The 25,304-nt window shown below is 61.5% G+C and carries 31 protein-coding genes and 4 pseudogenes; 11 read left to right on the top strand and 24 right to left on the bottom strand.

Features of this window, described 5'->3' with window-relative positions; genetic code table 11:
• Nucleotides 1-90: 90 nt before the first annotated feature.
• A pseudogene (locus E9536_RS39785) lies at nt 91-306 on the bottom strand (leucine zipper domain-containing protein); the annotation flags it as partial.
• A 103-nt stretch (nt 307-409) separates the two neighbouring features.
• Here E9536_RS39785 and E9536_RS39780 point away from each other — a divergent pair.
• Nucleotides 410-926: pseudogene (locus E9536_RS39780) on the top strand (transposase); the annotation flags it as partial.
• A gap of 25 nt (nt 927-951) precedes the next feature.
• Here E9536_RS39780 and E9536_RS39775 read toward each other — a convergent pair.
• The 3 genes from E9536_RS39775 to E9536_RS39765 all read right to left on the bottom strand — a co-directional run bounded on the left by E9536_RS39775 (nt 952) and on the right by E9536_RS39765 (nt 2,272).
• Nucleotides 952-1,200, bottom strand: coding sequence for a hypothetical protein (locus E9536_RS39775; RefSeq protein ID WP_136473084.1), 249 nt, complete (start codon nt 1,198-1,200; stop codon nt 952-954).
• 192 nt (nt 1,201-1,392) lie between these two features.
• Nucleotides 1,393-1,767, bottom strand: coding sequence for a hypothetical protein (locus E9536_RS39770; RefSeq protein WP_136473082.1), 375 nt, complete (start codon nt 1,765-1,767; stop codon nt 1,393-1,395).
• Nucleotides 1,768-1,969: 202 nt separating this feature from the next.
• Nucleotides 1,970-2,272, bottom strand: a complete 303-nt coding sequence (locus E9536_RS39765; RefSeq protein ID WP_136473080.1) for an H-NS histone family protein — start codon at nt 2,270-2,272, stop codon at nt 1,970-1,972.
• 409 nt (nt 2,273-2,681) lie between these two features.
• On the opposite strand from E9536_RS39765, the gene E9536_RS39760 reads away from it, so the two are divergent.
• Nucleotides 2,682-2,957, top strand: coding sequence for a hypothetical protein (locus tag E9536_RS39760; protein WP_136473078.1), 276 nt, complete (start codon nt 2,682-2,684; stop codon nt 2,955-2,957).
• Here the strand turns inward: E9536_RS39760 and E9536_RS39755 are convergent.
• The 10 genes from E9536_RS39755 to E9536_RS39710 form a co-directional block, all read right to left on the bottom strand.
• On the bottom strand, nt 2,932-3,189 hold the full coding sequence (locus E9536_RS39755) for a hypothetical protein (RefSeq protein WP_136473076.1): 258 nt from the start codon (nt 3,187-3,189) through the stop codon (nt 2,932-2,934). The two genes, E9536_RS39760 and E9536_RS39755, sit on opposite strands and share 26 nt — an antisense overlap.
• Before the next feature lie 19 nt (nt 3,190-3,208).
• On the bottom strand, nt 3,209-3,385 hold the full coding sequence (locus tag E9536_RS41755; protein ID WP_168799635.1) for a hypothetical protein: 177 nt from the start codon (nt 3,383-3,385) through the stop codon (nt 3,209-3,211).
• Between the two features lie 24 nt (nt 3,386-3,409).
• Nucleotides 3,410-3,595, bottom strand: a complete 186-nt coding sequence (locus tag E9536_RS39750) for a hypothetical protein (RefSeq protein WP_136473074.1) — start codon at nt 3,593-3,595, stop codon at nt 3,410-3,412.
• Between the two features lie 73 nt (nt 3,596-3,668).
• Nucleotides 3,669-4,172 (bottom strand): hypothetical protein, encoded by a 504-nt coding sequence (locus E9536_RS42450; RefSeq protein WP_247873593.1) that lies wholly within the window; start codon nt 4,170-4,172, stop codon nt 3,669-3,671.
• Nucleotides 4,173-4,811: 639 nt separating this feature from the next.
• Nucleotides 4,812-5,042 (bottom strand): hypothetical protein, encoded by a 231-nt coding sequence (locus E9536_RS39735; RefSeq protein ID WP_136473072.1) that lies wholly within the window; start codon nt 5,040-5,042, stop codon nt 4,812-4,814.
• Nucleotides 5,043-5,053: 11 nt separating this feature from the next.
• Nucleotides 5,054-5,290 (bottom strand): hypothetical protein, encoded by a 237-nt coding sequence (locus E9536_RS39730; RefSeq protein WP_136473070.1) that lies wholly within the window; start codon nt 5,288-5,290, stop codon nt 5,054-5,056.
• Between the two features lie 318 nt (nt 5,291-5,608).
• On the bottom strand, nt 5,609-5,806 hold the full coding sequence (locus tag E9536_RS39725; protein WP_136473068.1) for a hypothetical protein: 198 nt from the start codon (nt 5,804-5,806) through the stop codon (nt 5,609-5,611).
• Nucleotides 5,806-6,081 (bottom strand): hypothetical protein, encoded by a 276-nt coding sequence (locus E9536_RS39720; RefSeq protein ID WP_136473066.1) that lies wholly within the window; start codon nt 6,079-6,081, stop codon nt 5,806-5,808. Before E9536_RS39720 ends, E9536_RS39725 begins: the two co-directional genes overlap by 1 nt.
• A 90-nt stretch (nt 6,082-6,171) precedes the next feature.
• Nucleotides 6,172-6,420, bottom strand: a complete 249-nt coding sequence (locus E9536_RS42445; protein ID WP_247873592.1) for a tyrosine-type recombinase/integrase — start codon at nt 6,418-6,420, stop codon at nt 6,172-6,174.
• A gap of 236 nt (nt 6,421-6,656) precedes the next feature.
• A protein-coding gene (locus E9536_RS39710) for an IS5 family transposase (RefSeq protein WP_168799634.1) occupies nt 6,657-7,461 on the bottom strand; the annotation gives its coding sequence in 2 pieces (ribosomal slippage) (nt 6,657-7,122 and nt 7,121-7,461; 807 coding nt in all).
• Between the two features lie 51 nt (nt 7,462-7,512).
• Here E9536_RS39710 and E9536_RS39705 point away from each other — a divergent pair.
• From E9536_RS39705 to E9536_RS39685, 5 genes and pseudogenes are all read left to right on the top strand, one after another.
• Nucleotides 7,513-9,290: pseudogene (locus tag E9536_RS39705) on the top strand (OB-fold nucleic acid binding domain-containing protein); the annotation flags it as partial.
• A 125-nt stretch (nt 9,291-9,415) separates the two neighbouring features.
• Nucleotides 9,416-9,692, top strand: a pseudogene (locus E9536_RS39700) (H-NS histone family protein).
• On the top strand, nt 9,640-10,185 hold the full coding sequence (locus E9536_RS39695) for a DUF2471 family protein (protein WP_247873591.1): 546 nt from the start codon (nt 9,640-9,642) through the stop codon (nt 10,183-10,185). Before E9536_RS39700 ends, E9536_RS39695 begins: the two are co-directional and overlap by 53 nt.
• 149 nt (nt 10,186-10,334) lie before the next feature.
• Nucleotides 10,335-11,264, top strand: coding sequence for a tyrosine-type recombinase/integrase (locus E9536_RS39690; protein ID WP_136473062.1), 930 nt, complete (start codon nt 10,335-10,337; stop codon nt 11,262-11,264).
• A 70-nt stretch (nt 11,265-11,334) separates the two neighbouring features.
• Nucleotides 11,335-11,814, top strand: coding sequence for a hypothetical protein (locus E9536_RS39685; protein ID WP_136473060.1), 480 nt, complete (start codon nt 11,335-11,337; stop codon nt 11,812-11,814).
• Between the two features lie 103 nt (nt 11,815-11,917).
• Here the strand turns inward: E9536_RS39685 and E9536_RS39680 are convergent, their stop codons facing one another.
• From E9536_RS39680 to E9536_RS39635, 10 genes are all read right to left on the bottom strand, one after another.
• Nucleotides 11,918-13,720 (bottom strand): phosphoadenosine phosphosulfate reductase family protein, encoded by a 1,803-nt coding sequence (locus E9536_RS39680; RefSeq protein WP_136473058.1) that lies wholly within the window; start codon nt 13,718-13,720, stop codon nt 11,918-11,920.
• Between the two features lie 71 nt (nt 13,721-13,791).
• Nucleotides 13,792-14,355, bottom strand: a complete 564-nt coding sequence (locus E9536_RS39675; protein ID WP_136473056.1) for a phospholipase D family protein — start codon at nt 14,353-14,355, stop codon at nt 13,792-13,794.
• 86 nt (nt 14,356-14,441) lie between these two features.
• Nucleotides 14,442-14,849, bottom strand: a complete 408-nt coding sequence (locus tag E9536_RS39670) for a hypothetical protein (protein WP_136473054.1) — start codon at nt 14,847-14,849, stop codon at nt 14,442-14,444.
• Between the two features lie 276 nt (nt 14,850-15,125).
• Nucleotides 15,126-15,302 carry a hypothetical protein gene (locus E9536_RS41750; RefSeq protein ID WP_168799633.1) on the bottom strand — a complete coding sequence of 59 codons (177 nt, stop codon included), beginning with the start codon at nt 15,300-15,302 and terminating at the stop codon, nt 15,126-15,128.
• Between the two features lie 73 nt (nt 15,303-15,375).
• Nucleotides 15,376-17,697, bottom strand: a complete 2,322-nt coding sequence (locus E9536_RS39660) for an SMC family ATPase (protein WP_136473050.1) — start codon at nt 17,695-17,697, stop codon at nt 15,376-15,378.
• The gene (locus tag E9536_RS39655; RefSeq protein ID WP_136473048.1) at nt 17,685-18,209 is read right to left on the bottom strand and encodes a hypothetical protein; all 525 of its coding nucleotides are present in this window, start codon (nt 18,207-18,209) and stop codon (nt 17,685-17,687) included. Before E9536_RS39655 ends, E9536_RS39660 begins: the two co-directional genes overlap by 13 nt.
• A gap of 198 nt (nt 18,210-18,407) precedes the next feature.
• Nucleotides 18,408-19,763 (bottom strand): metallophosphatase family protein, encoded by a 1,356-nt coding sequence (locus E9536_RS39650; protein ID WP_136473046.1) that lies wholly within the window; start codon nt 19,761-19,763, stop codon nt 18,408-18,410.
• A gap of 80 nt (nt 19,764-19,843) precedes the next feature.
• Nucleotides 19,844-20,329, bottom strand: coding sequence for an NADAR family protein (locus tag E9536_RS39645; protein ID WP_089476867.1), 486 nt, complete (start codon nt 20,327-20,329; stop codon nt 19,844-19,846).
• Nucleotides 20,330-20,496: 167 nt separating this feature from the next.
• Nucleotides 20,497-21,747: a hypothetical protein gene (locus tag E9536_RS39640; protein WP_136473044.1), complete on the bottom strand. Its 1,251-nt coding sequence runs from the start codon at nt 21,745-21,747 to the stop codon at nt 20,497-20,499.
• Nucleotides 21,744-22,097 (bottom strand): hypothetical protein, encoded by a 354-nt coding sequence (locus E9536_RS39635; RefSeq protein ID WP_247873590.1) that lies wholly within the window; start codon nt 22,095-22,097, stop codon nt 21,744-21,746. The genes E9536_RS39640 and E9536_RS39635 overlap by 4 nt, the downstream gene beginning before the upstream one ends.
• Before the next feature lie 529 nt (nt 22,098-22,626).
• Between E9536_RS39635 and E9536_RS39630 the strand changes: the two genes are divergently transcribed.
• From E9536_RS39630 to E9536_RS39615, 4 genes are all read left to right on the top strand, one after another.
• The gene (locus E9536_RS39630; protein ID WP_136473042.1) at nt 22,627-23,235 is read left to right on the top strand and encodes a DUF1845 domain-containing protein; all 609 of its coding nucleotides are present in this window, start codon (nt 22,627-22,629) and stop codon (nt 23,233-23,235) included.
• Between the two features lie 122 nt (nt 23,236-23,357).
• On the top strand, nt 23,358-24,173 hold the full coding sequence (locus E9536_RS41745; protein ID WP_168799632.1) for a hypothetical protein: 816 nt from the start codon (nt 23,358-23,360) through the stop codon (nt 24,171-24,173).
• Between the two features lie 12 nt (nt 24,174-24,185).
• Nucleotides 24,186-24,593 carry a polymer-forming cytoskeletal protein gene (locus E9536_RS39620; RefSeq protein ID WP_089476871.1) on the top strand — a complete coding sequence of 136 codons (408 nt, stop codon included), beginning with the start codon at nt 24,186-24,188 and terminating at the stop codon, nt 24,591-24,593.
• Between the two features lie 196 nt (nt 24,594-24,789).
• Entirely contained in the window at nt 24,790-25,287 is a 498-nt protein-coding gene (locus tag E9536_RS39615) for a hypothetical protein (protein ID WP_089476872.1), read from the top strand.
• Nucleotides 25,288-25,304: the final 17 nt, after the last annotated feature.

Below are 25,304 nucleotides of genomic sequence, written 5' to 3'. Positions count from 1 at the left end.
CCGGCTCGCCGGCGCCCGGGCCGCCCCCGAAGGAACCCATTCGATCACGTCGCCGGTTGATCACCGTCCGAACAGGGTGGGGAATTTTACTTCGACACTTCTGGGGAAATTACGTCCGAGGTTGACAGCGTCAGCCAGCGCAACCGCACCGCCGGCTAGGTAGCGTCCAAGCCATTTGCGCACAGTCGGTGCTGTCACGCCGTGATCGGCCGCCGCTTGCGACACGCTCGAACCGGATTCGGTGATCTCCTGAACCATCTCAAGTCGACGTGCGAAAGTGAGTCGGGCATTCTTATGGGTGTTCATCCGGCTGGGTTCCTGGAAGGTTGGGTGTTTGGCGACTTCCAGTCTCCCAGACTCAGTCCGGATGAACCATCTATACAACCTATTGAAGCTTCACAGCTAGTCCAAACCGCCCGGTCAGGCCAACCGGCGCAATGGCGCCAGCGGCAAGACGGTCATCACCGATCGCGGCCCGGTCCAGGTCGACGTCCACCGCGACCGTAACGGCAGCTTCGAACCGATGCTGATTCCCAAGCACGAGTTCCGTTTCACCGCCTTCGACGGACGTATCATCGCGATGTACGCCCGCGGCATGAGCGTGCGCGAGATTCAGGCATTTCTGGCCGGCCGAACACTACGGCACTGAAGTGTCGCCCGATTTCATCAGCTCGGTCACCGACGAGGTAATGGCCGAGGCGCTGAGCTGGTAGAGCTGTCCGCTTGAGCCAATGTATCCAGTCGAGTTCTTCGACGCGCTGCGGGTCAAGATCCGCGACGTCGGCGTGGTCAGCAACAAGGCCGTCTATCTGGCCTTGGGCATTCGGGCCGACGGCCAGCACGACGTGCATGGCCTCTGGATCGCGCAGACCGATGGCACCAAGTTCTGGCTCAAGGTGTTCAGCGAACTCAAGACGCAAGGTCGCTAGGACATTTCGTTCATTGCGTTTCCTAGCCCACTTGGTTAAGGATTTCGACTTCGAAACCCTCGGGCCAACCGTCTCGATGGACCCGGAATGCATCGTCGGCGATCAACTCGGGCACAACGTCCGTGTACTCCCAGTCGCGTGGAGTGATCATCACGATTGCACTCGGGACACCCTTCGCGACGGCAATTTGATTCGCCAACCGTTTCAGTTCCTTTATCCACTCTTGAACATGTCTGTCAAGAACCTGCTTCTCGCCAATCCTCTCACTCATGATGTCGTTTTCCGCATCGTTAGTCTTTTGAGTCGAAACGACCGCCCTATCTACGGCCAGCAGAAATGCATCATAAAGATGCCTAATCTACTACATGCCATAACTTCGGCCACGCGATCGCGAGCTTTAGAAATTCGTCTTCCGGCCGCTCATCGCGCAGGAATCGATAGTCCGGATCGTCCGCACCGAGCGTCACGTCCTCAGGCCACAGCCAGCGGCATCTACAAGCGAGTGCGCGAGGAATTCAATAAAGCCGCTCTGCACCTGGCTTTGATCCATCAGCAAGCCTCGCACCGGCAGGTCTTCAGGGTGCTCTCCCGACCAACGTACAACATTCTCATGGCACTTTACGCAGCGATCGAGGTAACCGCTCGTGCAGTCGCCAGTACGAATGACAGCTTCACTTTCCCCCACATGTCTGAACAGTTCCTCAACCAGAGTGGCCAAATGTGGCGGATGTCCCATGGCATTTTTCATTAAATCAGGATGCCCCGCATAGCAGCCAGCCGAGGCAAATAGCGCCGTGAACTCATACTTACAGTCTTCGCACACATACTCCTGATGCACTGTTAATGCTGCCTATCGAACATGCGCCCATCGTAACGTTCGTCGATTCGCATGCAGGGCACAATGTAAGCGCGTCTCCGACCACTCTAGCCTTCCAGCCATCAGAATCGAGCATGGCCACCTCCGAGCGTTTTCATCTGTGCAGACAGTTGGCCTGTTGGGAACGCACTCCAAGAAAAAAGGGAGCCGCAGCTCCCTATGTTCATCCGATCAAGAAGCGATCGCGATTCTTCGCGTCCTTGATCCATGCGGGAGCACGACCACGCCCGCTCCACGTCTCGCCAGTCTTGGGGTTCTGGTACTTGGCAGCAACCGGTGCAGAAACCGTCTTGCTCTTGCTTGTGCGTTGACGACCAAAGATCTGCTCAACCGTGATGCCGTACTCGGCCACTTTTACACGTATGTCAGCAACGACCGCTTCCAATTCAGCGATACGTGCCGCCTCGGCTTCCTCTTGCAGCTTCGCAAGCTGATCCTTCAGGTCCTTGTAGGTTTTCGTTGCCATAAATGTATCTCCCTGAGTCGTTGACCACAAAGCGCGGTACGTCGAATTATGCCATCTATTGATGGTGCGCAGAACCAATGGTGCCTACATCTCGACCAGCTTGTGGTCATGAGAATGCCGTGAATAGCGAATCCAAACAGAGCGATGTTGAGCGCCACGCCTGCCAGCCACGAGATGACGCCGGTTCTCGCGAGAAGAATGCCGCCGATGGACGCCAGCAGAAAAGCAAGGTATGACCACGGTGAAAATTTTTCGAGGCACCTTTCGATGTGTCGAAGCATGTGCTGTTCCACAATTGAGGTCCCAACGATTCATTGGACAGGTGGGGATCGTCGCGTGATCCCAATTGTGCTCATGGAGCTTTTTTGTACGCCCGCAGTCCCCATCTCCGGAAACTCTCGCTGTCGCGATGACGCTCGTCCACGCGAAAACCATTGCCGCGCTCGACAAGCGCACGAAGTTCGTCGATGAATGCGGAGTAATTGAACATAGCTGTCATTCCGGCACGTTTTCCTATGCGTCGGGCGGACGCCAAGGTGCCAACCTGACAGCTTCTTCTGCGAGCGACAGGATTTGGTCAATGTCGCGCACTGTTTGCTTGGCATTTGGCGCTTGGAACCCGTTGAGTCCGCTCGGATATACCCGTCCTCAAACGCCAATTAGTTTTCCCAGCCTGCTTGGTTGAGCACTTCGATATCGAAACCTTCGGGCCATCCGTATGTATGGACATGCAAGGCGTCCTCGGCGATCAGCTCGGGCACAACATCTTCATAGCCCTCGTCACGCGGGGTGATCATCACGATCGCGCTCGGAACGCCCTTTACCGCGGCGATCTGACCCGCCAAGCGCGTCAGTTCCGCCGTCCATTCGCGCACCTGTTGCTCGAGCAACTGCTTCTCATCGTATTTCTTCGTCATTTACGCGCCTCGCGTTTTCCTATTCGTGCCCGTGCAGCTGCTCGAGCGATTCATCCAGTACGGCAGCCGCGTCCGCGTGTAGCTCAGCGGTCGCTGCGTCCAGCTCAACACCACAAGGCAACTTTCGCGATTCCGCGACGTCCCGGAGTGCGTTGATCGCGAGCCGCAGTGCGTCGGCAACGGTCAGGTTGGACATGGCACTCTTCCTAGCTCAAGTTGGTCACGCGGACTGGTTGAGAACTTCGACTTCGAAGCCTTCCGGCCAACCATGATTCAAGACCCGCATTGCGTCTTCGGCGATCAACTCGGGCACAACGTCCGCGTAGTCCTCGTCGCGGAGCGTGATCATCACGATCGCGCTCGGCATACCTTTCGCGGCGGCGATTTGGTTCGCCAGCCGCTTCATCTCTGCCGTCCACTCTCGAACCTACAAGTCGAGAAGACGTTTTCTCGTCGCTCGTCATTGGTGTGTTTGCCAATCAGTCTCGCGGTAAACGCCGCTGACTATTGCGCACCGGCTCGGGAAGATCCTGACGCGCCAAATGTTCCAGCAGACGTCGCTCGAGATGTGGGGCCCATCCATCGTGGTTCCCGTTCCAGCAGGGATCGCATGCGAATATTTCGCCGTAGAGCTTGAGGGCGTGGCCTTCATAGCGGTGCTGGCCGTGCTGATACCGGCGACCGCAAACGTCGCAAGTGAAAAATAACGCCTCAGCCATGCCCCCTCCCGAAATGTTTTCCTGGCCGTGTTGGCGGACTGCGCTGTACCGATAGTTATTGTCGATCCATCGCTTCGCCCACTCGATGCCACGTTCGTAGGCCTGTGCTCGATACACGCGGTTGCCAAGGTCGTTGAAAATGAAGCGCTCGTCGCCTCGCGAAACGATAACGCCTGAAACGAAGAGCCGCTGATTCGCAAGAATGGTTGGTGACGCCTCGATCTTCCAGCCCTCATATTCCGCAAACCGCTTCACTCGCTTCATGGCAGCCTCCGGGCGCAACTTCGTCAACGTTTTCCGTCCCGTTAGTCGGGTTGCTCGATCTGTGCCTTTACGTATTCCTCTGGACTCATGCCGTCGTCGAAACATTCGCGCATATCCTCCCGTGAACCGAGCAACCAGCTTACGTCACTCTCTGCTCGCCCAAGGGCCCGACGCGCCTCGCTCTCCACTGACGAGGTCCACTTCGCAAAAGTACTGTTCATTTTGATCACGACCTAGCCAGTTTCCGTTATCCCTCTGCGCACCTCGCGCGCAGCTTGTTCAAAACTCGATGGTAGTGCTCGTGCAGCTCGGGCCAGTCGGCACCGGGTTGCAACGCGGAGGGATCGAGGCGTTTCAACGAGACCGCGAGCCGCACGCTTGGATGGCGATGCCCGACCGTGGCGAGCCAGCCCGCGCACGCGAACTCTTCACCTGGCTTCGACTGGTGACAGGCAAAATGCTCGCGCCGAAGTCCGGCCCCATACTACGTTCGTCCGGGCACGTCGCAGCCAAATTCTCCGCAAGCGTGATGTCAAAGTTCGGGATATCGCCCGCCGTCGCGTCCACTCGCCACGGACACGATGCGCAGGGCTTATTGAGCTTGTTCATGCCACACGTCTTCATCGACAGTTTTCCTGTTCAAGACTGTTTGAGCACCGTGAGCACCGCCGCTCGATATTGCGAGCGCAACGTCAGATCTGGCACGGGCGCGAGCACTTCAGCCATGAACTGGAGCTCGACGCATAAATCGACGCCATGTCGCGGCACCGCACGATCGAAAGCTTCACGCGCCGCGGCCAGGACCGTCTTATCACCCCGCGCGACGGCCCGAATCGCATCACGCTCCACCTCGGTAAGAATCTCGCTCATTCGCTTTTCCTTCAAACGGTTGCAGCGGCGCGGTGCAACTTTTCGCGCTCGCTCTCGAAGATCCTCTCGCCCGTCCGGTGATGCTCCACCCAACCGCGCCCCCCGTTATTCGCGACTTTTTCGGCGTCTTCCAATGCAACTGCGCGCGTACGCGGATTGTCCGCAGCGTGTATCACCTTGGTAAACATTTCGGGATTGCCAGCAACGTACTTGTGGTTCCAGATTCGTTTGCTCATGTATTTTTTCATCTAGTCGTCGTTGAAGACTTCATGCAAGCACCGCATGAGCCCCTCGGCGTATGCCAACCGCATCTCGCCGTCCACACCTTCAATGTCTCCGGCAAGCCGCGCACCGAACCGCTTCGCGAATGCTGGGGAGTGGTCGCGTGATTGTCCATCTGCGAGCAGGGCCTCGACCATTTCGCCGGCAATGACCTCGCCGAGACGCTCCGCATCGAACAGCCGCCCACAGTTACACGTGCCGACGCCCTATGCTCCGCACTTGACGCAGCGGACCGAAGCGTTGATTACAGTCTCGATTGGCGATCTTATTGCGCTTTTTCCTGTTTATGAGCGGGGCAATTTCTTGCTTTCGCCACCCGATCGCATCAAGAGTTCAAGTGTCGCCTCCAATCGAATCACACGCTCCGTCAGGCTCTCGATCTTTATTTGTTGTTCTTTGACCGTACCGGCCAGTGAAACAACCTTATCGTTCATCTTGATAACGGTAGTGAGCGCATCCCACACCTTGTCCGTCACACCCATTACCGCTTGCTCCTTGCCATTGCATCAATGCGCTTATTCGACTCCACAATGAATGCGAGAGCGTCATCGAGCGCGTCGTTTGCTTCCTTCGTGGACGCGCTCACACGCTCGACCAGAGCCAAAATTTCTTGCTCGTCGTCAGACGGCGTGAAGCCCTGCGCAGCCTGCCGCATAAGCTCACTGACATTGAGTCCGAGACGCTTCGCGGTCTGAGCGATGGCTCGTTTTTGGATCGTCGTTACCTGCACAACGATCCGTTCGGTAGCCCCTGCCATTTCACTCCCCTTCTATGTACATGACCATGGTATGTACATAGTAAACCATCTCGCGGCGAAATCAAGCAGCTTTTTGGTGAGGCCCCCCTTTTATCGGCTGTCGTGCGGAAGGGCTTTAGCAGTCGAGCAGTCGTCCAGAACCGCAGCAACAGCGGCTCGCAGCTCGCGATCCGAAACCTCAATATATGGGGCCGCATGGTCGATATGCGAATGACCCAACAGAAGCTGGACAGTCTCAAGCGAGTGTCCTTGCGCAATCAGGCGACTGGCGAATGTCCGTCGGCCAGTGTGGCTGCTGTAGCCGGTTCCGAGTCCTGCGGCACGGTACAGGCCAGTCACGTAGCTCTGGAGGCTGTTGGCAGCCCAGTACTCCACTGACTCGCCGCCAAGGCTGACTCAACGCTTCACGCTCAGCTCGAATGGCCCACCCTTCTGCGTGAGAATAAGTCGGCTTCGTGGCATCAGGCCGCGATACTCTCTTCGGTCCAACGACACACCATCGCCGCGGCGATACCGCCACTCAACTACTGGTCGAATGCCTCTACGGCGCGCGGGTGTGCAAGGATTAAGAGTCGCTAACACAAGTCTTCCACGAAGCGTGTGCAGATGACGGTTGCGGCGAGGACGAGAAGCGCGACATGAATATCGAGTCGGCGCTCGAAGCGAATACGAAGTTTGCCGAAACCCGCAAACCAGGCATATGTGAGTTCGACGACCCATCGATGCCGTCCGAGCCGCTCGCTGCTTTCCACGCCGCGGCGGGCGATACGAGCCTTGATGCCGAGCTGCGTCAGATAACGCCGGCAGCGTGCGAAGTCATAGCCCTTGTCTGCATGCAACTTGCCCGGACGTTTGCGAGGCTGGCCGCTCAAGCCCGGCACTGCCGGGATGGCATTCAGCGTGGGTTCGAATGCCATCGAGTCGTGACGGTTGGCGCCCGTGACCGTGATGGTGAGAGGGATGCCACGTGCGTCTACGATGATGTGCCGTTTCGATCCGAGCTTTCCCCGATCTGTCGGGTTGGGGCCAGCTTCCTGGCCCTCCGGGAGCTGGAAACACTGGCGCCATCGAGGCTCGCGCATTCCAATCAATCTGGTCGTGCTCACGCAACCGGCGAAGCATCGCCAAATGCAGCCGCTCCCACACGCCTGCGGCCTGCCAGGCTCGTAGACGTCGCCAGCTTGTCATGCCGCTGCCGAAGCCGATCTCCTGCGGCAATTCTTCCCACGGGATACCGGTCTGCAGAACATACAGGATGCCGTTCAGGGCCGCACGGTCATCGACCGTACGACGTCGGCCGCCTTTGGGCGACGGCGTGAAAACCGGAATCGGCGGTTCCAGCACCGCCCGCAACTCTTTGCAAGTTTTGCATCTCGCCATACCGCGAGGATATGGCGATCACGACCTCATGTCCAGGTTGTGTTAGCGGCTCTAAATCAGCAGTGGGCCGCGTTCGCGGCGCAGCTGCTCGGCTACCCGCGTCACTTGTCGCAACATTCGGGCGGCTTCGTGATCAGCCGCGGCAAGCTCACGCGGCTCGTACCGGTCGAGAACGCCGCGATGGACGATCCACGATCATTCAGTGGGACAAGGACGATGTAGAGGCGCTCGGCACCCTCAAGATCGACACGCTCTCGCTAGGCATGCTGTCGATGGTGCGCCGCGCGCTCGACATGATCTCGGAGAAGTGCGGCGAGACATTCGAGCTGCAGGACATCCCGGCCGAAGACAAGGCCACCTACGACATGCTCTGAGACGGCGACAGCATGGACGTGTTTCAGGTCGAGTCGCGTGCGCAGATGTCGATGCTGCCCCGCCTACGGCCGCAATGTTTCTACGACCTGGTGATCGAAGTGGCGATCGTCCGGCCGGGCCCGGTCCAGGGCGGCATGGTCCATCCGTTCCTGCGCCGGCGTCAGGGACTCGAGCCGGTAACGTACCCGTCGCCCGATGTCGAGAAGGCGCTGAAGCGCACGCTCGGCGTGCCGATCTTCCAGGAGCAGGTGATGCAGGTGGCGATGCTGGCAGCCGGCTTCTCGGCCGGGGAAGCCGACCAGCTGCGGCGTGCAATTGCGGCCTGGAAGCGCAAGGGGGCCTGGAGCCGTATCACGAACGGCTGGTCAGCGGCATGCTCGCGCGCGGCTACGATCACGAGTTCGCCGAAGCGATCTTCGCGCAGATCAAGGGCTTCGGCGACTACGGCTTCCCGGAAAGCCACGCGGCCAGCTTCGCCCTGCTCGTCTACTCGAGCGCGTGGTTGCGCCGGCACGAGTCGGCCGTATTCCTCGCCGCGCTGCTGAACAGCCAGCCGATGGGCTTCTACACGCCGTCGCAACTGCTGCAGGACGCGCGCCGGCGCGGCGTCCAGGTGCTACCCGTCGACGTGAACGTAAGCACGTGGGACTCCACAATCGAAGGGCCGACGACATCGGCACCCGTGCGGCTCGGTTTCTCGCTGCTGCGCGGTATGCGCGAAGACGTGGCGGGGCGCATTGAGCTCGCGCGCGCGGTACGACCGTTCGTCGACGTCGCGGACCTAGCGCGGCGGGCGCAGCTCGATCGGCACGACCTGCAGGTGCTCGCGCGCGCGAACGCACTGCGCTCGCTCGCCGGCGGTAACCGGCGTGCCGCGCTCTGGCTGGCAGCCGCCGCCGTGCCCGATCGGGATCTGCTGCGCGGCACCGAGCGCGACGACGCGGTGCCGGCGCTGCCGCAGGCTTCCGAAGGCTGCCGCAGGCTTCCGAAGGCTTCCGAAGGCTTCCGAAGGCTTCCGAAGGCTTCCGAAGGCTTCCGAAGGCAAGGAGATCGTGACCGACTACAACGCGATGGGCTTCACGCTCGGCCGGCACCCGCTGGCGCTGCTGCGCGATCGGCTGGCGCTCGATCGTCTTCAGTCGACCGAGCAGCTCGCGATACTGCGCAGCGGGCAGCTCGCGCGCGCATGCGGGCTGGTCACGGTGCGCCAACGGCCGGGCACGGCCAACGGCGTACTGTTTATGACGCTCGAGGACGAAACGGGACAGATCAATGTGATCCTCTGGCCCGGCCTGCTGGAGAAGTTTCGGAAGGAGGCGCTCGGCGCCGCGCTGCTCGCCGTCTACGGCGTGTGGCAGGCGGAAGGTAAAGTTCGGCATCTTATCGCGAGCAAACTGGTCGACCGTACCGAATTGCTCGGGACGCTTCCAACAACCGCAAGAGAGTTCTGCTAAATGATTCTCGCACCAATAGACTCGCTCGCGTCGAAGGTTCGACGTTCATCGAGACGCAAACTTGACTTCGCGATTCCATCGATAAGTTGGTCGATATCACTTTCCCAACCACGATCGGAGTGACCATGTCGACCTACCAGGAGCTTCTCGCGAAACGGACCGCCCTCGAAGCGGAGATCGATGCCGCAAAAGGTGCGGCACGGGAAACTGCCCTGTCCAACGTCCGTCAGCTCACGCGAAATCTACAGTGTTCGTCGGAAGAGCTCGCGCCGCCGGCCCGAGCCCAAGTATCGCGATCCCGAAACCGGTGCAACATGGAGTGGCCGCGGCCGCCCGCCAGCATGGATCGATGGCAAAGACCGTGTGCCCTTCGAAATCGACCGGCATGGTGCCCACTCTTGAACTGCGGCCCAACTCTCGCTACATTCACGTTGCACTCCTGCGGTCTGCCGACCGAGAATTTGGCGTGGCAGACTGCTGTTCCCTCTCGTTGTTGCTTGCTATGAATCTTGTCCTAACCAGTGGTCACCCTGATTCGGAAGTTGACCCTGTCCGGTACGCGCACGCGCTCGTCCTCGCCACCGAAGACTTGCGACGCGTCGCGACCTCGCTGTCCGAGCGCTACATCAGCGCGGGCCTCGCTCACGCGATAAGCTGGCCATTTTTGCTTGAGATCGAAGAGCAGGCGTATTCCGATTTGGCGTTTCAGAGCCGTAACGATCCAGCGATTGTCGCCGCGCTGCCTCGGATCGGACCGGCTACGATGCCGGGCGTCGATTTCAGCGGTCTCATCGACTGGAGCCATACGGATCCGTCGATACCAATAGTCTATCGGTGTATCCGAAAGCTTCTGGTCGGTGTGTTCCCCACCGGGGACGGGCGGGACGCGGCGTGAACGACGCCTTCTGTTCGCTGAACACAGTGATGGCTGGCTCCGGCGCGCCAACGAGGGTGGACGGTCGCCCCTCCCGTCTGGAGGCAAGGGACGCGAATCGTAGATTCGCGTTATGCTTGGGGTGACCAATATTCAGTATATAAGATCGAATGGACGAACCGACTCTCTGGCTGTCGGCACCGACCGAGGCCTATCAGCAGTGGCAGCGCACGGAAGCCGCCGGCGCCGATCGGCGCGCGTTCTCGCCGCGGTCGATCGTCCAGCACGAAGCGATGTTCGAACGCTTTATGCGTCACCTCGCCACCGCGCAACTGTCGCTGGCAACCTTCGGGCCCGACCACCTCGAATCGTTCTTCGCTGATCTCGACCGCCGGTGCAAACCCGGCACTACGACGCGCCTGCGCTACGAGAAGCTTCTCGACAGGCTCGGCCGACACCTGGTCGACGTCGGTGTGCGCAAGACCAATCCAGCGGCCGCCTATACGCTGACGCAGACATGGCCGGAAGACGAACCGGTCCCGGTGTATCTGCTCGAGGCCGCCGATCAACGACTGCAGGCGTCGATCCGAGCCGTCGACGGGCTCGACGATCGCGCGTTGCGTAATCGGGCCATCGTTGGTCTATTGCTCTCAACCGGCATCACCGCGCAGGAAATCCGGCAGGCCACCGCCGTCGACCTCGACCTGTCGCCGGCGCGGCCGCACCTTCAAATCCCGAAGCGCGGCCCGCGCGAATCACGCCGGGTCAACGTAGCCGAGTTCGCGGTACCGGCGCTCACGCGATGGCGAAACCTGTCTGCGGCCACCGACAGCCCACTGCTGTTCCCGTCCCCCCGTGCAGGCGGGCCGATGACCGACGAGATGCTCGGCCGCATCGTTCGTGACGAACTCCTCGCGATCGACATTCGGCTCCCCGATATGAGTCCGCGCACCCTGCGCAACACGTTCGCGAGGCGCTTGCTGCTTGCCGGCAAGAGCAACGACGACGTCATGCGAGCGCTGGGCCTCACCAGCCAGCGGACGGTGGTCAGGATTCGCGCAACACTCCCACCTTCACCGCAAGCTCACACCGCAGCTTGACTTCTGAACCGCCTCGATAGCCTGAAGAAGCCAGCACTTTCGCTGGCGTCTTTCCTATCGGAATATTCGTATGGACTACGTAACGTGCTACACCGACCTCATTTACTTCGCGAACGGCGAAATTGCTTCTTGTCGATACAGGTTCATCAAATCGCCGGACAACCAGACGCAAGTCATCCTCCAGATCAATCATCACAGCGGCCGACCGGGCAACCTGGCCGCCGATCACCAAACGCGTGACGCGATCCTGAATCGAATCGCAGACCGCGAGTTGACCGGGGTCCCGTTCTCGATGCTCTGCGTCGCATTGACGGAGGGTGACGTGCACCACGTCATCTTCCCCGAGCCAGATCTGGAAGACTACATTCAACGTGGTCACCCGTACCAGCAGACCCCCGAGCGCGCTGCACGCGGCCGCCATATCGAGCGCATCTCGATCGATTCACGGAACCTTGTGATCGGCCGCGCCCGGATTCAGACGGCGCACTCCGCGCCAACGCCGCCGGATACCAACCTTGCGGCACTGCTGAACCGCTCTGAGGCGGCGTAGCAATCTTCCCCTACGGCGCCGCAATCGTCTGATACATTTGTGCGCCGCGCGAAAAAAAAAGCCCGACACGTGAGTGCCGGGTTTTTTGCAAGAGCGCTTGACCTCAGGCAACCTGAGAAAACAGGTCGACAGGCGCCAGATTCAGCATCGTAAGGTGTTCCGCGTTCGAGATCGCGCGGTCGACCAGAAATCGATCCAGCTCCGCCGGCGTAAGGTTAAATCGCTCGGCGAGATGGGCGAAGTACTGGCCGCGCTTCGCCATCTCCTGATAACGCCCCGCCATCCCCGCCGGCAGCCGCAAAATGCCTTCGTTCAGCCAGAATCGGGCCGACTCCATCCCAGCGTGTTGCTGGGCTTTCACGGACCAGCCTGCGTCGAAGCTGCAGGTCACGAACGCGCAGGCTGCCTCATTGTCCACCTCGAATTGGTCACCCTCTTCGAAATAGACGATCTGCTCTCCTCCCTTCGTGCGCGCGTAGTGGCTGGGCCGATCCGGATGCAGATAGCGGTTCCACTGCTCTGCGGTGTAGTCGCGAAGCCCATCTGCAGGCGCCTCGGCATCGTACGCACCGACGTAGAACCATCCGTGATGCGGGATGTCAGTCTTTGGCAACGGGGCGAGCACCGGAACATGGTAGCGTCGGCCGAGGCGATGCACGTCAAACCAGACCGAAAGCGCTGGAAACGCGTGAGGCGCGTAGTGGTGCATGGAGAGATAAAAATCGATCGCCACCAGCTGCGCCGGCGTGATCATCTCGAACTGCACATCGCAGAGCGCCCGGTTGTCCGGCGTATCAGGTATTTCGCCCGTCGCCAAGGCCCCCTCATGCCGCTCCGCGCGCTCGACCTCAAGCACGTCGAGGGTCAGCAGGTACTGCAGCAATCGGAGCCGCTCCCGATAGGATAGGACGTCGGGCTTGACCGCCAGGTACCCAGCGTCGCTCAGCTTTCGGCCGACCAGTTCTCGTCGACCAAGATCCCACTGCATCGCGACCAGATAGTTCCTGAAGCGATTTAGCCCTTCCAGATGCTGGTGCTCCGGCTCCTTCACCATCGACTCCATCGAGCGATCTCGCTCGCCCGACACGCAACAGAACGCGCACCCGAATCGGGAGCCGCACGCGGCGCGCGCGCCGCCCTCCCCGAGAATCACGCCGCATGTTCCCTCGTTTCCCGCCCGATAGAGATCCGACAAGCGTCGAATCGACGCAGCGGAAATCGGCGACGGAAAGGGCCGATCGGCATCGTCCGCGAAGAGCGAGAGCATCGCCCAGACGCAGTCGGTGGACCATTCAGCGATCGGAGAGAACGTGAGCAGCCCGTCCGCGTTTCGGACGGGTCTCAACGCGTTCTCGCTGCGCGCCGTCATGGCCGCTGCACGACTGCCGCTTTCGTCGAACCTGTTGCCGAGTATGGTGGCAACTTCGCCACTGCCGCCGGCAGCCGCCGAGCGCTCGAGCGCGACGCGCAACCGGTTTTGCGGGTCGACCTTCCAGTCAGCCGCGCACGCACGTATCCGCTTCCCGTTCTTCACCCCGTTTTCCGGGGTGCGGGGAAGCGTTCCGCGCCCGATCGTTGCGACGACAAACTGCGACGCCAAAGATGGCTTCGCTACGTGCACCGATACCGGCGTGCCAGCGTCCGCATAGGCGTCGCGGATCTCATCCAGCATGGCCTGAAGGTGCCAGTGCATACTCGGGTTTTCGATTGTCGTATCCGCACTCGTCACGAAGTGCTCGCGCGACACCGCTGCACCGGCGCGTCGCACCGCCTCGAGCATGAGGATCGCGGTGCAAGTCGAGTCCTTGCCGCCGCTCAGCGCGTTGGAGACCGTGTACCCCTTCCGAATCAGCACGACGAGCGAGTCGATCGCGGACTCCATCTTCACCAGAATTTCCGAAAACATGTGCTGCTCCAGTAGCGCAGGAACAGCCCCACGCGGGATCTGTCCCGCGTGGGTTGAGAAGAAGATAACAATCAGGGCGCGCGATACAACTCGCCGCGCGCGGACACCGCTTCCCAGTTCTTCAGGTACGCATCGGCAACACGAGTGTCACCCCGCAACACGACGACGTTCTCCGCGTTGTACCGGGCCGCTTGCTGCGAATAGTTGTAGCTTCCGGTCTCGACGGTCATGCCGTCGACAACGACATACTTCGAGTGCTGCGCCGGAAAGGCGCTCACAACACGAACGGGGATCCCGGCGTAAGCGAGAGCACCGAGCGCCGCCCGTGCTCGGCCGCTTCGATCCTCTTCGAGGTTGCTGCGCGCGTCGACGCTCACCGCGACGTCAACGCCGCGGCGCTTTGCGGTGATGAGCGCACGCGTCACTGCCGGAGCGGTGAACGAGTAAGCCAGCACACGGATGGACTGGCGAGCTTCGCCAATCGTCCGCAGCACCAGCGCTTCGGCGCCGCCATCCGGCGAGAACGCAATTTCAACCCGAGGCGGGACCTCCGCCTGCGCGCGGCCGACCAGCGCGATCGCGACGAAACAGCACAGCCACGCCACCAGTACAGCCCAACCGATTTGCTTCTTCATAGGTATCTCAAAACGAATATGAAAAGCCCCGCTCCATTCGCAAGCGTGGCGTTGAGATGCGCCATCGAAACGATGAGAGGGATGCATTAGCGGTTCGCCAATGCCTTCGCCACATCACGCGCGGCGACGGTCAAGAGCCACCGTTCGCTGTCCTTCCGCGGCCACTTGGCGAACTCCGCGTACCCCTCCTTCTGCGGAACAGCGGAACTGACAACCGCAACGAGAAAGCCAAATCGATCGGCTGGAACACGCAGTAGCGCGCAACTGGATTCGAGCGCGATCCGGACCGCCGAAAGCCCGACATAGGCCGGGGCGTCGATCACCGTCAGTGCATTCAGTGCAACATCGCGCACTGACGTGTTCCCAGCTTGATCGGCAACGATCGCGAGCGTCGCCAGACGCGCCCGAACCGACATCCCGTCGAACGGACCTCGCGCGCTTTCAGGCACGACACTCGACGCGAGCTGAACAAGATCAACATTCAGGAGCGGCATATAGGTTCCTCAAAAAAATGGCCCCACTCTCGTGGGAGAGCGGGGCCGCCGGACAAGGGCTAGATGCAGGGCTTGGGGTGCCCTGCGAGAAAAGTGTGGACTTGGCCATCTCTGCAGATGACCGCGTCCGTTTTATTAGCCGGCCGCCTATTCGCGGCGTGCGAAGCCACCGCGTAGCGTAGGGCCGGCGCAGGCGGCTCCGAACCGCCGTGCATCGCGATCAACAGCATCACCAGGTTCGTCATCCCGTTCATCAAACGCTCCTCCGTCGACGAATCAGGACACGACGACGGCCGTCGTGGCCACCGTCACCCAGCGCCCGTTCACCAGCACGTCGCGCAGTCGCGAGCCGTTCAGCTCGTACACGTGCTCCGTACCGATGCGAATGGGCTTCGGCCGGATCGAGACCGTCAAGGTTCGAACCAGCTCAGCAGAATTGGACTTCAGTTTCATAGCGTTCCTCAAAAAAAGCGAGGAACGCCCCTGTGGGGAACGTTCCCCACCAGGGTTAAAAATGTGTGCTGCACTACCTCGCAAGTGCGGCCACGTCGATGACCGCATCAGCCTCCGCAATCAGGTCGGGCGTTTGCGAGATGAAAAACTCCCGCGCATACCCACCCTGACGCAGCACCTCGCGCTTCATACGCATGAACTGCACCTTGCGATCGGGATCAAGCGGACCATCCGATTCGTCGCTAAACAGCGTCTCGTACGGTTGTCCCGCGTTACCTGCGATGTACAGGGCGACGCCCCGTGTCAGGCATTCGTTGATCCACACCTTCTGACCACCAGACATCACGCCAACCGCTTTGCTGCTGTCGCATTCGGCGTCGTGCACGAGGATTTCAAATCCCTCGCGCGTGTCACCATTGGCCAACGTGCGCTGCGTCTGGATCTCGACCGTGAACCGCGTGCCGTAGCAGGCAAGCAGCAGGTCGTTCACCCTCTGCGTCAGTGCCGGGCCTGCGTCGTCGATCGTCAGCGCGATCACGCCGTCATTGCCCAGGCCTTTCGCCAACAGCTTCCACTTCGCGATCTCGTCCGAGATGCGCTCGGCGAGTGCCTGCGTCGCTGAGAAGCCCTCAAGCTCGCGCTCGAGCGTCACCAGCGTCGTTTCTCCCGTAGCCTGACTCCTGACCAATGCTTCGATCCTGGCATCCAGCCCCGTGCAGGTCTCGCGTCGGGCGGCCAACTGGCGATCGACATCTGTAATCGCTTGCGCGACATCGACAGAAGCCAGACGCGACACCTCCGCCTCGACCTCCCGCAACAAGCCGTTTATCCGCGCCGTCTCGGTCTCCCGACGCTTCGACGCCTCGCCTCGCTCAACTTCGAGCGACGCAAGTTCCGCCTGGCCCTGTTGCATCCCGGTTTCAGCTGCATCGAGCAGTGGCTTTCGTGCGGCAAGTTCCGTTGCACGTTGCAGCGCCTGCCGGGCCGCCGCGATTTCCGAATTGACGCGCTGCAGTTCGGCGCGCTTCGCAGACAACGCCTCAACAGCCGGCGCCAGTTGATCCAGTTCCGCCTTATGGCCGCGGTACCGGGTCCGAAGGTCATTCAACGAGATGGTCTGGACGTCCACCTGCTGTGCCGCACTCCTCGCTTGCGCGAGCAACGGGCACGTCACGTGAATGTCCATCCCCGCACACGGCACCGAACCGATGACCGCCGATTGCTCGGTCAGGGTCTTGATCAGGTCAGCCTTGGTGGTGCCCTCCGATTGCAGGCTGGAAAGCGTCGATCCGACCGTTGCCGCCCGCAGTCGCTTCGCGTCGAGCTCGTCGATCGCGCGCTGCAAAGGTTCGATCAGTGCTTCGGCCTTGCCGAGCCGAAGCTGTGCATCGTCGCGATCCGCTGCGGCGCCAAGAATGGACTCACGCTGCCGAACAACGGCCGCATGGCCGGCGATCGTGTTACGAATCGTCGTCGCGCGCTGCAACAACCGTTGCTGCTCCGCCTGCCCGTTACGCTCCACGGCATCAAGCGAAGTCCGCAGCTCGTTGCGACGCGCCCCCAGTTCCCCGAGTCGCGCCGCCGCAGCCGCGTTCTCGCCTTGCTTGGCAACCAACACGGCGTGCTGCTGCGTCAGCGTCGCGATCTCAGCCTGGACAGTCGTGCGCCGCTCGCGCGCGGCAGCGATCCCCGAAACGTCAATCGCGATCGCCTTGCGCGTCTGATCGACCCGCTCACGCTTTCCAGAAAATGCCGTGATGGCTTGCTGCACCACACCGAGTTCCCGGGCCAGCACCTTCGCGACCTCTGCAGCCTTCGTCGACAACGCACGGAGGTGATCGATCTTCAGCAGGTCAGCGAGCAACGCCTTGATCTCGCTCGCTCCGTACGACGCGAGCGGCCGGCGGTTCTGCGCCGAAAACACGCTCGTGAAAAACGACTCGAGCGAACCGCAGATCGCGTCAACACATCGATCGTAGGTTTCACCCTTGCCGTCCGAGACCGTGCCATCCGGCAGCGATACCGGCCGCCACTCGCCATCGGTCGAGCGATAGAACAGGAAGTAGTCCGCCTTGCCGGTTTTGCCGGGCTTGCGGAACGCGAAGGTCGACCGATAGTGCAAGCCATCGTGCTCCCATTCAAACTCCTTGCGCGCCTGCACCCCGCTGGTGTGATCCCAGTACGAGAACGCATCGACCGAGAGCTTCGACGCGCGCGACGGCATGATCCGGTACGGATGGAGGTTGTCCATGATCGTCGTCTTGCCGGCGCCGTTCGGCCCCGTCAACGCGATCAACCCATTGGGCAGTGACTCCAGGTCGAGTTCGACGCTGTCGCGTTTCATCCCGTCCCGCACGCCATGGAACCCTTCGAGCAACAGTTTCAGTGGTCGCATGACTGGATCTCCGAAAGAGAGATGGGCTGCAGATACTCGTCAGGCAGGAAGAACGGGATATCGTCGTTATCGACCGGAAGCGTCGGTTCGGGCTGGGATGCCGGCTTCCCCAACGTACCGTCAACGGCGGCCTGCACCGTCCCACAGAGGCGGCTGAACGCGTCCGAAGTCTGCTTGAGCATCGAATCCCAGTTGGAACAACCGGTGAGAATCTGCAGCTCGCGGCCGGACCACTGACCCGAGTAACCAGCGTCGAAGGACCACAGCAGGTTTTGCAGCTCGACGCCTGGCGTGACCACGATCTCGGCATCGTCGGCGTCGACCACGTGGGCCAACACCAACATGCCGTCGCGCTGTGCAATGACCGCGCCCCGCTGGACGCCGAACGGTTGGTGAAAGAGTGCTGCCGTGCACCCGCCGTGATCGACGAGAAGCTTCTGCAGCGATTTGGCGTCGGTGGACGCCGTATAGGTTTGCGCCCAACGGACGCCAGCAGGATAGAGACCAAACATGAGCACACTCCGGAATGAAGACGGAGTGCGCCCCTGACGGGGAACACGCCCCGTCAGGGTAGAAAGAAACTGGATGCAGCGATGCTGCGTTCGATGCGCCAATGGGCGCGGGGTGAACCTCGTTTCGATAGCCACACGGGCTATCGGAACACGGCTAGTGTTCGAAAATGACGGAATGCAAACCGTCCGTGGGCCAAGCTACGCCGCAAACAAATCGTCGATGAGCCAGGATTGTTCGTCAGCGGCCGGCGCGATAGTCGCCATTGTGGCCAGCGGCAACGCCGACTCGACGATCGGCGTGACTGGCTGACCACCAGCGGGCTCGTCAGCACTGGCTAAACGCGCCAGGATTGCTTGCGCGATCGCGTCCGGCTCCCCGGTCTCGAGCAGCTGCAGCCGGTCAACCAGCGGAACAGCATCGACGTCGGCCAGCTCGCACCATCGGGACAGCTTCGCGTCGACCGTCGGCGCCGTGCTGATCCCCTCTGCCCGGCTACGCATGACAGGAAGCACGCGCGGCTCGAGCTTCACGCCGGCGGCCGTCGAGAACATTGCTTCGATCGCCTTGCGGTCGACCAGCTGCTTATGCTCTTCGTCGATCTGCCAGCGAATACGCACGAACTTCCCGGCGGACGCAGCCGCGAGCGCTTCGAGCTCGTTCGTGTCAGGCGGCCCGTCAAAAGCAACGGAGACCATTTCACGAGATGGCGTCGAAACCAGCGCCGCATGGGCGTCGTTCGCCGAAACTTCCCACGAAAGGTAGCCCTTGTCGCCGAGCTCACCGTAGTGGAACCGCCCGATCGAACCCGGATACCCCACGAGCCGCCCCTCGCGCTCCCACGTCTGGTGCTTGTGGATGTGACCCAGCATGAACGCCGAGCACTCCGCGCCAAACAGCGCGCTCAGGCTGAACTCGTGATCGAATCCTGCCATCGTGACGCCGTGTTCCGTCTGACAACCGTTCACCGTGCCGTGCGACACTCCGATCGTCGGGACGCCTGCCGCTCGGAATGCCGCATTGATCCGGCCGGCCGCAGCGAGGAACCCCGCGAGGGTATCCGCGAGATCAGTCGATGCCGCCAGCGACCCGACGCGCAGCGCCAGCTCCGCTTTGTTCATCGTCGGAAGACACGTAAAGATCGCTTCGGGCTCGCTGTACAGATGATGTCGCACTTCGTCCTCGTCGAAGACCGGCCCACGCGAGAACCAGAAGTTTCCATCGTAGAGAGCAACCTGACAGACGCGGTCCGCAATGGCCACCGGATACCGCGCGCCCATCAGCGCGAAGTTGTCGAGTGTCCCGGGCGGCTCGTGCGAGAACGTGCCCTGCAGCATCAGCACCGGCATCGCTTGCGCAAGTCGGTGCACCTGAGTCGCGAGTGAGTTCAGCGCCGGCGCATGGGCATCGAGCCGATGGTCGGTCGAGTCACCGCTGATCACCGCCACCTCGGCCTCGCGTGCTATCGCGTCACCTACCGCATACGAGAAGCACCGGTCCGCCTCGTCGAGGTGTTCAGGCGCGTAATGCAAGTCAGAAAAATGCGCGATCTTCATCAACGCCTCCAGAAAAAGAAATGGCCACCCGCAGGCAGCCAGAGATAGATTCGCGCCGGAATGCGGCGCAAAAAGGAAAGTTACGATCGAGAAAGCGCGTCCCGCACGTGCATGAGCGCCTTGCCGAGCAGGTTCAACCCCTGCCAGGCGGACGGATCAGCGATGCGGGGATCCTGTTCGCCGAGCCCGACGCCCCAGATCCGGTCATACGGGCTCGCCTCGACCAGAACCGACGTCCCGGTCGCGCGCAGCGCGTTCGCGAGAGCCTCGTTTTGTCGAAACTTCTCGCGGCAGCCTACGAACATGATCTTCTCGCGCGCCGCTAGCCAACGGGCCTCGTCGAACCCGCGTACCGAACGTCCAAGCCGCTTCTGCTCGCGTGGCGATGTCGACGACAGGATTGCTTCCGCTGTCGCGTGGTCATCGAACAGCATGGCCTTCGCGTACATCATGAATTGTTCGACACAGTTGAAGGTGACTTCGTGGAACGTGAAGCTGCACGGGTGCCAATTGCTGAACACGTCAGCGGCGCCGAAAAACGCCGTGATGTTGCCGATCCGGCGCATGGGATCCTCCAGAGGGATGGGTCAAGAGATGGCCGCTTGCGCGGACGATTTCGATGCGTGAGGCACGCGGTCGAAAGCACTTGAGCAAATGGATTTGCTGAAGGACTCTCAGGTGCGCGATGTAGAAAAAGAGACCGGCCCCGAAGGGCCGGCGAAAGGGGGATCAGTTACGCGTTGCGGAAGGAATCGACCGCCTCACCGATCTCGCGATCAAGGGAATGCGGATCCGTGAGCGCGATTGTCAGCCGCGCGATCATCTTGTCGAGATCGGCGGGCCGCTCCGTCCAGCCACGTCCGAATCGGGAGTGACCGTAGACGCGAAACGACTTGCGTTGCTCGTCCTCAACGAAGCGAAGACGCTGCAGCAGGTCCTGCATGCGGTGACGCTTCTCTTCCATGGTCTCCGGCGGGCCTTCCTCTGGTTCGCTCTCGCCGTCTGCCGGGTGCAGCTGGATCACCGTGCCGCCGGGATCGCTTCGCGTGAGCGTTTCCGAATCCTCGATCGCCAACGGCACGTCCTCAGCGCCGTCGAGCAGCGCGCCGATGTCGATGTCCGCGTCGAGCACGGTCAGCATCTGCATTTGACGCACCGCGTCGCCCGCTTCGTTGATACGCGTGATGTCGAATTCCCGCTTCGAGATCCAGAACTTCGTACCCGTCAGCTTGCCGCGGGCCAGCTGGACCGTTTTCATCGCCGCGTACGCTTTCTGCAGCACGTAAATCGAGTTCGTCGGGAGCTCGATCAAGCCCAGACCCTTGATGTCAGGAATCGCGAAGATGAACTGCGCGCCGAGGTTGCACTGCCGGCCCTGGTACTGCGGGCATTGCTCGGGGTTGCAGACTCCGTCGGGAATCGCGTCATCCTGACGGAAGATCACGTCGCGGCCGCCGAATTGGCGAACCGCGCGCGTCGCGTGCGGATCCCGCTCGACCTTCGCGTACGTCTTGCAGTAACGGAGCCCGTCATGCCCATACTCCGAGAAGTATTTGCGGCCACTCGTGCCCCACGCCGCCATCTGGTTGGGGATGTTCTGCATCCAGTCGTTGAAGGCGAACAGTACCGGGAAGCGGTAGAGCCTGACGCCTTGCCCACGGTCCTCGCCGTAGAGCCGAAGGATCTCGTCAGCGACTGCCGGATTGTTGAAGTCCGAGCGCCGGCAGGTGAAGTAGTCGGTGTTACGCGGCGCCAGCGCATTCCTGAGTCGACAACGGGACTCGATCGCCTTGCCGATCGTCTCGAACGAGTCGCCGGCGGCCACCATCGCTTCGTACAGCGCAACCGCGTCCGGATTGCCCCGGGCTGACGACGTCAGTACCTTGATGCCGGGCCGGATCTTCCCGATCACGGGCGGGCGCATCGCCCGCTCTTCGACGACGCTCCGTACGGGGCCACCTGCCAAACTGACAACTGCATTCATGATGGTTTCCTTGCAAGTTTGAAGATCGCCTGGGTGCGCAACGCATCCGCCGATTGCTCGAGCGCGTTGGCAGCCGCCTCTCCGCGGCGGTGGGCGATACTGGACAGAAAAATCCGGCGATCGGAGTCGGTGAACATCGCGACCTGGGCCACTTCGCAACGCTCCCGCCAGGCGGGTGACGTCGTGTCGGTGGCCGACCTTTCCTCGGCGATCGTTTGACTGATCACGTCGGCAATCCGGGAATTGAGACGATTGGGAAGCACAGGTACCTCCGGGACAGAAAAATGACGAAAAAAAAGCGCGTTCCTCGGCAGAGGAACGCGCTTCGTGGATTCGGTGAATTGACCCAAGCACCACGTCCCTTCCGGGGACGTGGTGCTCAGGGAGCCGGTCGGCTCATATAGAGGACGTTAGGTCGTCCTCGCACAGCATGGTCACGCTGCGCTACAGCCCATTTTCGGAAGTGCCATTCCGACGCAGGTTCACGGCTCAGTCGACTACAGTCGTTCTACCCAGACAGAGGCCTGGAGAGAGACACCCGTCGTCCGGGGTCGAACGACGTCGCGGCGCAAATGAATGCGGCCAGCAACGAGTTTTATGACTGAAATGGGGAGCGCGGGCGAGGCGCTCATCAGAAATGAATTCCACACTGGTTGCCAACCAGTCGGAGCATGCCCATAGGCACGGCTTGTACAAAAGATGGACTTCGGCCAGCGAAGTCAAGGTCGATGCGTCAGGGACGCGAGAAATAGAGTCAGTATCGCGGTAATTCCGGGATGCGCTCCCCGAAAAGCTCACGAAAACAGGCTCGCTTTTGCCGGTACGTGCATCCGGTGGCTCGCTCAGAATCATCGATGAGAGAGACCACCCGAAAAAATCATGTCTGCCGTTCTCGAACCACCGCACGAAGGGCGCGGGCAATCTGACACGCCCACGCAAAACGCCCCGCCCACCGACGCGTCGCCGGTGCGCATTGCCACGTCGACCGGATTGAAGCCAATCCAGCGCCTGACGAGCGACAGCCGTATCGACAGGATCGTGCCGGATTCCGACGCGGTCACGATCCTGCACTACAGCTCTGTCTTCGCACGCACGTTCATCCGGAGCGACTACAACTTCTGCGCGGCCAAGATCGCCGTTGCCCGCGGCGGCAAGGTACTGGCCGTCCAGACCGCCCTGCGGGAAACCGCTGACTGGATGCGGAAAGCCACCGCGTGGGTCGAACGGCACAACGCGCGCGCGCTCACTTTCCCGTACGAGCAGATCGAACTGAAGGTGACGCGGCCGCTGGCCGGCCTGCTGGTCAGGTGCCTGACCCAATACGACCGCCTGTTCGTCGCGTCGATGGAGGCCCAGCTCGCGGAGAAGATCACGCCGCAGGATCGGGCCAACATCCTCAAAAACGCCGAAGGCCGGATCCTGCACGTGAGAACCGCGTGCATCCCGGACAACGACCGATACGACGCCGACGGCACCGCACGCGACTGACCCGGAATCACCTGCAGCACGATCCGACCGACTTGACATTGCCGGCCGGTGAATAAGCTCGTTTCGAGCCCGTCGCGCTTTCGAACGGCGTCGCGACGTCCCGATCACCTACGGAGTAAATCTTGGACATTCGAGAGATCCAGGCGCTACATGCCCAATACTCGTCGCAACCGGTCGTCATCGACATCAACAGCCACGTCCGGGCGCTCCCTGCTCCTGACCGACAGGAATCGACGCGCGAGCGCGTCACCGCTCGACTCTCTTCTACCGGTCGAAAACTCGGCCGGCCGGCAGCGATCTTCCTTGCTGTCGTAGCGGGGGCGGGACTCACGGGCGTCAGCGCGGCGAAGCTCTGGCACGCGCTCCATCCGCCGCAGGCGGTCGTACACGTTGAGCGGTCGACCACACATACTGCGACCACGCCGCCCGCGCCCGCCGCAGCCTCGACGCCGCCCGGGGTCCGACGGCCGCTCACCGGTTCGGACTTTGCCGAGCCAGCCGATCGCACGCCGGCGGCCACGTCACGCATCGACGCACAAGCGCTGCGGACCAACGAGTCCGGAGGGTCGACGGCGCCGGCAACCGCCGCGACGCCCTCCTCCGCGACCGACCTGGAAAACGCTGCCGCGTCACCGATCCGAGCCGCGCGCGCGACCTCGAACCAAGCCGCCGGCCAGCAACAGGTCGCTACCGCTCAAACCGCTTCGCCACCGCCGCCCGCAACGTCGCCGGCACCCCTCGCAGCACAGCCCACGGTGCAGCCCGCAGAACAACCGAAAGTCGCGCGCCACCGGATCCACCGCGCCCCTACTCGCCAGCGCCAGGAGCCGGCCACCACAGAGGCGACGGCATCCACGCCGCATAACGAACCCACGAAGACCGAACACTCCCCGAAATCTTCGCCGCCCGCCAAGACCGGCGACGTTCCACTTTTCTGAAAGAGGCACACCATGAAAGCGAAACCGAACAACGTGACGGTCCTCATGCCCGGCCTGGTCGTCGAAGGCAACATGATCCTCGACCACGGCCTGAGCGTATTCGCTCTCGCAAACGGCGACATCATTTCCACCGACGGCCTGCTCCACGTCGGGGCCGGCGGCATCGTCAAGGGCAAGGTTCAGGGTGAAATTGTCCGAATCGATGGGACCGTGGAAGGCGACGTCCACGCGCGCGAGGTGCTCGAAATCAATGGGCGCGTGCTCGGGAACGTGTTCTACTGCGGAACAATCAGACTCGGGGCGCACGCTGCGCTCAACGGTCAGCTCAAGCGCGTACCGCCCGAGCTGGTCATCGAAGCGCAGACCACCGTGACACCGGTCGCCGACACCTCAAACGCAGCGTTTCTCCCTACCTCCTGAACAATTCGAGCAAATGCGTGGCCGCGTATGCCCGGCGCAGTGGCATGGCTCTCAATCCGCTTGCCTTCACTGATGCCACCGAGCCCACTTGGGTACTTCGGAAAGAAGATGCGATCATTACTGCCGTAAATGCTAGCCGATAAAGAAACTCGCGGACTGCATCCTAAAACCACTACATCCAATCGAGGACGACCCGTTGAAAAAAACTCTCGCCGCAATCGCCCTTGCGCTCGTCACGGCACATGCAGCTGCCGACGACCAGCTTTTGAACGGCTTCAACATCGCTTGGCAAAAAGACGGTCAGACACTGGTAGCCAGCACGCACTATTTCACTGACCCGTCGGGTCGCCTCATCCCTTTCGCGATGACCAACGGACAGAGCGTCGGATATGCTACATGCACGGTGAACGGCCCGACCACGACTCTGACTTCGAATCAGCGAACTGTCGGGCGCGCTCTATCACTGTCCCCCGACTCGGACGCAGACGGAGCGCTCAGCTTGACGATCGAAGCGGAAGACACGGTGCTCGTGGGGATCAAGGAGGTCGAGAACGGCCCGTGCAAGTCCCAAGTCGTTGAAGCTCGTGGAATGCCACTCACCCGGGTGACAGCAAAACTCGCTCGGAAGGGAACGACCGTGGTTCCGTTCCCCGGCGGTCACTACGAGCTTCGGTTCACCGCTCTCGATCAATAACTTCGACAGAGCGTCGG

It is taken from the genome of Burkholderia sp. LS-044 (genome assembly GCF_004803625.1).
Taxonomy (GTDB): Bacteria; Pseudomonadota; Gammaproteobacteria; order Burkholderiales; family Burkholderiaceae; genus Burkholderia; species Burkholderia cepacia.
Note: the sequence above shows the minus strand (reverse complement) of the source record. Positions and strands in the feature narration are given on the sequence as shown.

What these genes read in the sequence shown, in the direction of transcription:
- E9536_RS39775 (WP_136473084.1), bottom strand. Translation starts at nt 1,200, where the DNA reads ATGAGTGAGAGGATTGGCGAGAAGCAGGTTCTTGACAGACATGTTCAA.
- E9536_RS39765 (WP_136473080.1), bottom strand. Translation starts at nt 2,272, where the DNA reads ATGGCAACGAAAACCTACAAGGACCTGAAGGATCAGCTTGCGAAGCTG.
- E9536_RS39760 (WP_136473078.1), top strand. Translation starts at nt 2,682, where the DNA reads ATGACGCTCGTCCACGCGAAAACCATTGCCGCGCTCGACAAGCGCACG.
- E9536_RS39755 (WP_136473076.1), bottom strand. Translation starts at nt 3,189, where the DNA reads ATGACGAAGAAATACGATGAGAAGCAGTTGCTCGAGCAACAGGTGCGC.
- E9536_RS41755 (WP_168799635.1), bottom strand. Translation starts at nt 3,385, where the DNA reads ATGTCCAACCTGACCGTTGCCGACGCACTGCGGCTCGCGATCAACGCA.
- E9536_RS39750 (WP_136473074.1), bottom strand. Translation starts at nt 3,595, where the DNA reads ATGAAGCGGCTGGCGAACCAAATCGCCGCCGCGAAAGGTATGCCGAGC.
- E9536_RS42450 (WP_247873593.1), bottom strand. Translation starts at nt 4,172, where the DNA reads ATGAAGCGAGTGAAGCGGTTTGCGGAATATGAGGGCTGGAAGATCGAG.
- E9536_RS39735 (WP_136473072.1), bottom strand. Translation starts at nt 5,042, where the DNA reads ATGAGCGAGATTCTTACCGAGGTGGAGCGTGATGCGATTCGGGCCGTC.
- E9536_RS39730 (WP_136473070.1), bottom strand. Translation starts at nt 5,290, where the DNA reads ATGAAAAAATACATGAGCAAACGAATCTGGAACCACAAGTACGTTGCT.
- E9536_RS39725 (WP_136473068.1), bottom strand. Translation starts at nt 5,806, where the DNA reads ATGGGTGTGACGGACAAGGTGTGGGATGCGCTCACTACCGTTATCAAG.
- E9536_RS39720 (WP_136473066.1), bottom strand. Translation starts at nt 6,081, where the DNA reads ATGGCAGGGGCTACCGAACGGATCGTTGTGCAGGTAACGACGATCCAA.
- E9536_RS39695 (WP_247873591.1), top strand. Translation starts at nt 9,640, where the DNA reads ATGGCAAAGACCGTGTGCCCTTCGAAATCGACCGGCATGGTGCCCACT.
- E9536_RS39690 (WP_136473062.1), top strand. Translation starts at nt 10,335, where the DNA reads ATGGACGAACCGACTCTCTGGCTGTCGGCACCGACCGAGGCCTATCAG.
- E9536_RS39685 (WP_136473060.1), top strand. Translation starts at nt 11,335, where the DNA reads ATGGACTACGTAACGTGCTACACCGACCTCATTTACTTCGCGAACGGC.
- E9536_RS39680 (WP_136473058.1), bottom strand. Translation starts at nt 13,720, where the DNA reads ATGTTTTCGGAAATTCTGGTGAAGATGGAGTCCGCGATCGACTCGCTC.
- E9536_RS39675 (WP_136473056.1), bottom strand. Translation starts at nt 14,355, where the DNA reads ATGAAGAAGCAAATCGGTTGGGCTGTACTGGTGGCGTGGCTGTGCTGT.
- E9536_RS39670 (WP_136473054.1), bottom strand. Translation starts at nt 14,849, where the DNA reads ATGCCGCTCCTGAATGTTGATCTTGTTCAGCTCGCGTCGAGTGTCGTG.
- E9536_RS41750 (WP_168799633.1), bottom strand. Translation starts at nt 15,302, where the DNA reads ATGAAACTGAAGTCCAATTCTGCTGAGCTGGTTCGAACCTTGACGGTC.
- E9536_RS39660 (WP_136473050.1), bottom strand. Translation starts at nt 17,697, where the DNA reads ATGCGACCACTGAAACTGTTGCTCGAAGGGTTCCATGGCGTGCGGGAC.
- E9536_RS39655 (WP_136473048.1), bottom strand. Translation starts at nt 18,209, where the DNA reads ATGTTTGGTCTCTATCCTGCTGGCGTCCGTTGGGCGCAAACCTATACG.
- E9536_RS39650 (WP_136473046.1), bottom strand. Translation starts at nt 19,763, where the DNA reads ATGAAGATCGCGCATTTTTCTGACTTGCATTACGCGCCTGAACACCTC.
- E9536_RS39645 (WP_089476867.1), bottom strand. Translation starts at nt 20,329, where the DNA reads ATGCGCCGGATCGGCAACATCACGGCGTTTTTCGGCGCCGCTGACGTG.
- E9536_RS39640 (WP_136473044.1), bottom strand. Translation starts at nt 21,747, where the DNA reads ATGAATGCAGTTGTCAGTTTGGCAGGTGGCCCCGTACGGAGCGTCGTC.
- E9536_RS39630 (WP_136473042.1), top strand. Translation starts at nt 22,627, where the DNA reads ATGTCTGCCGTTCTCGAACCACCGCACGAAGGGCGCGGGCAATCTGAC.
- E9536_RS39620 (WP_089476871.1), top strand. Translation starts at nt 24,186, where the DNA reads ATGAAAGCGAAACCGAACAACGTGACGGTCCTCATGCCCGGCCTGGTC.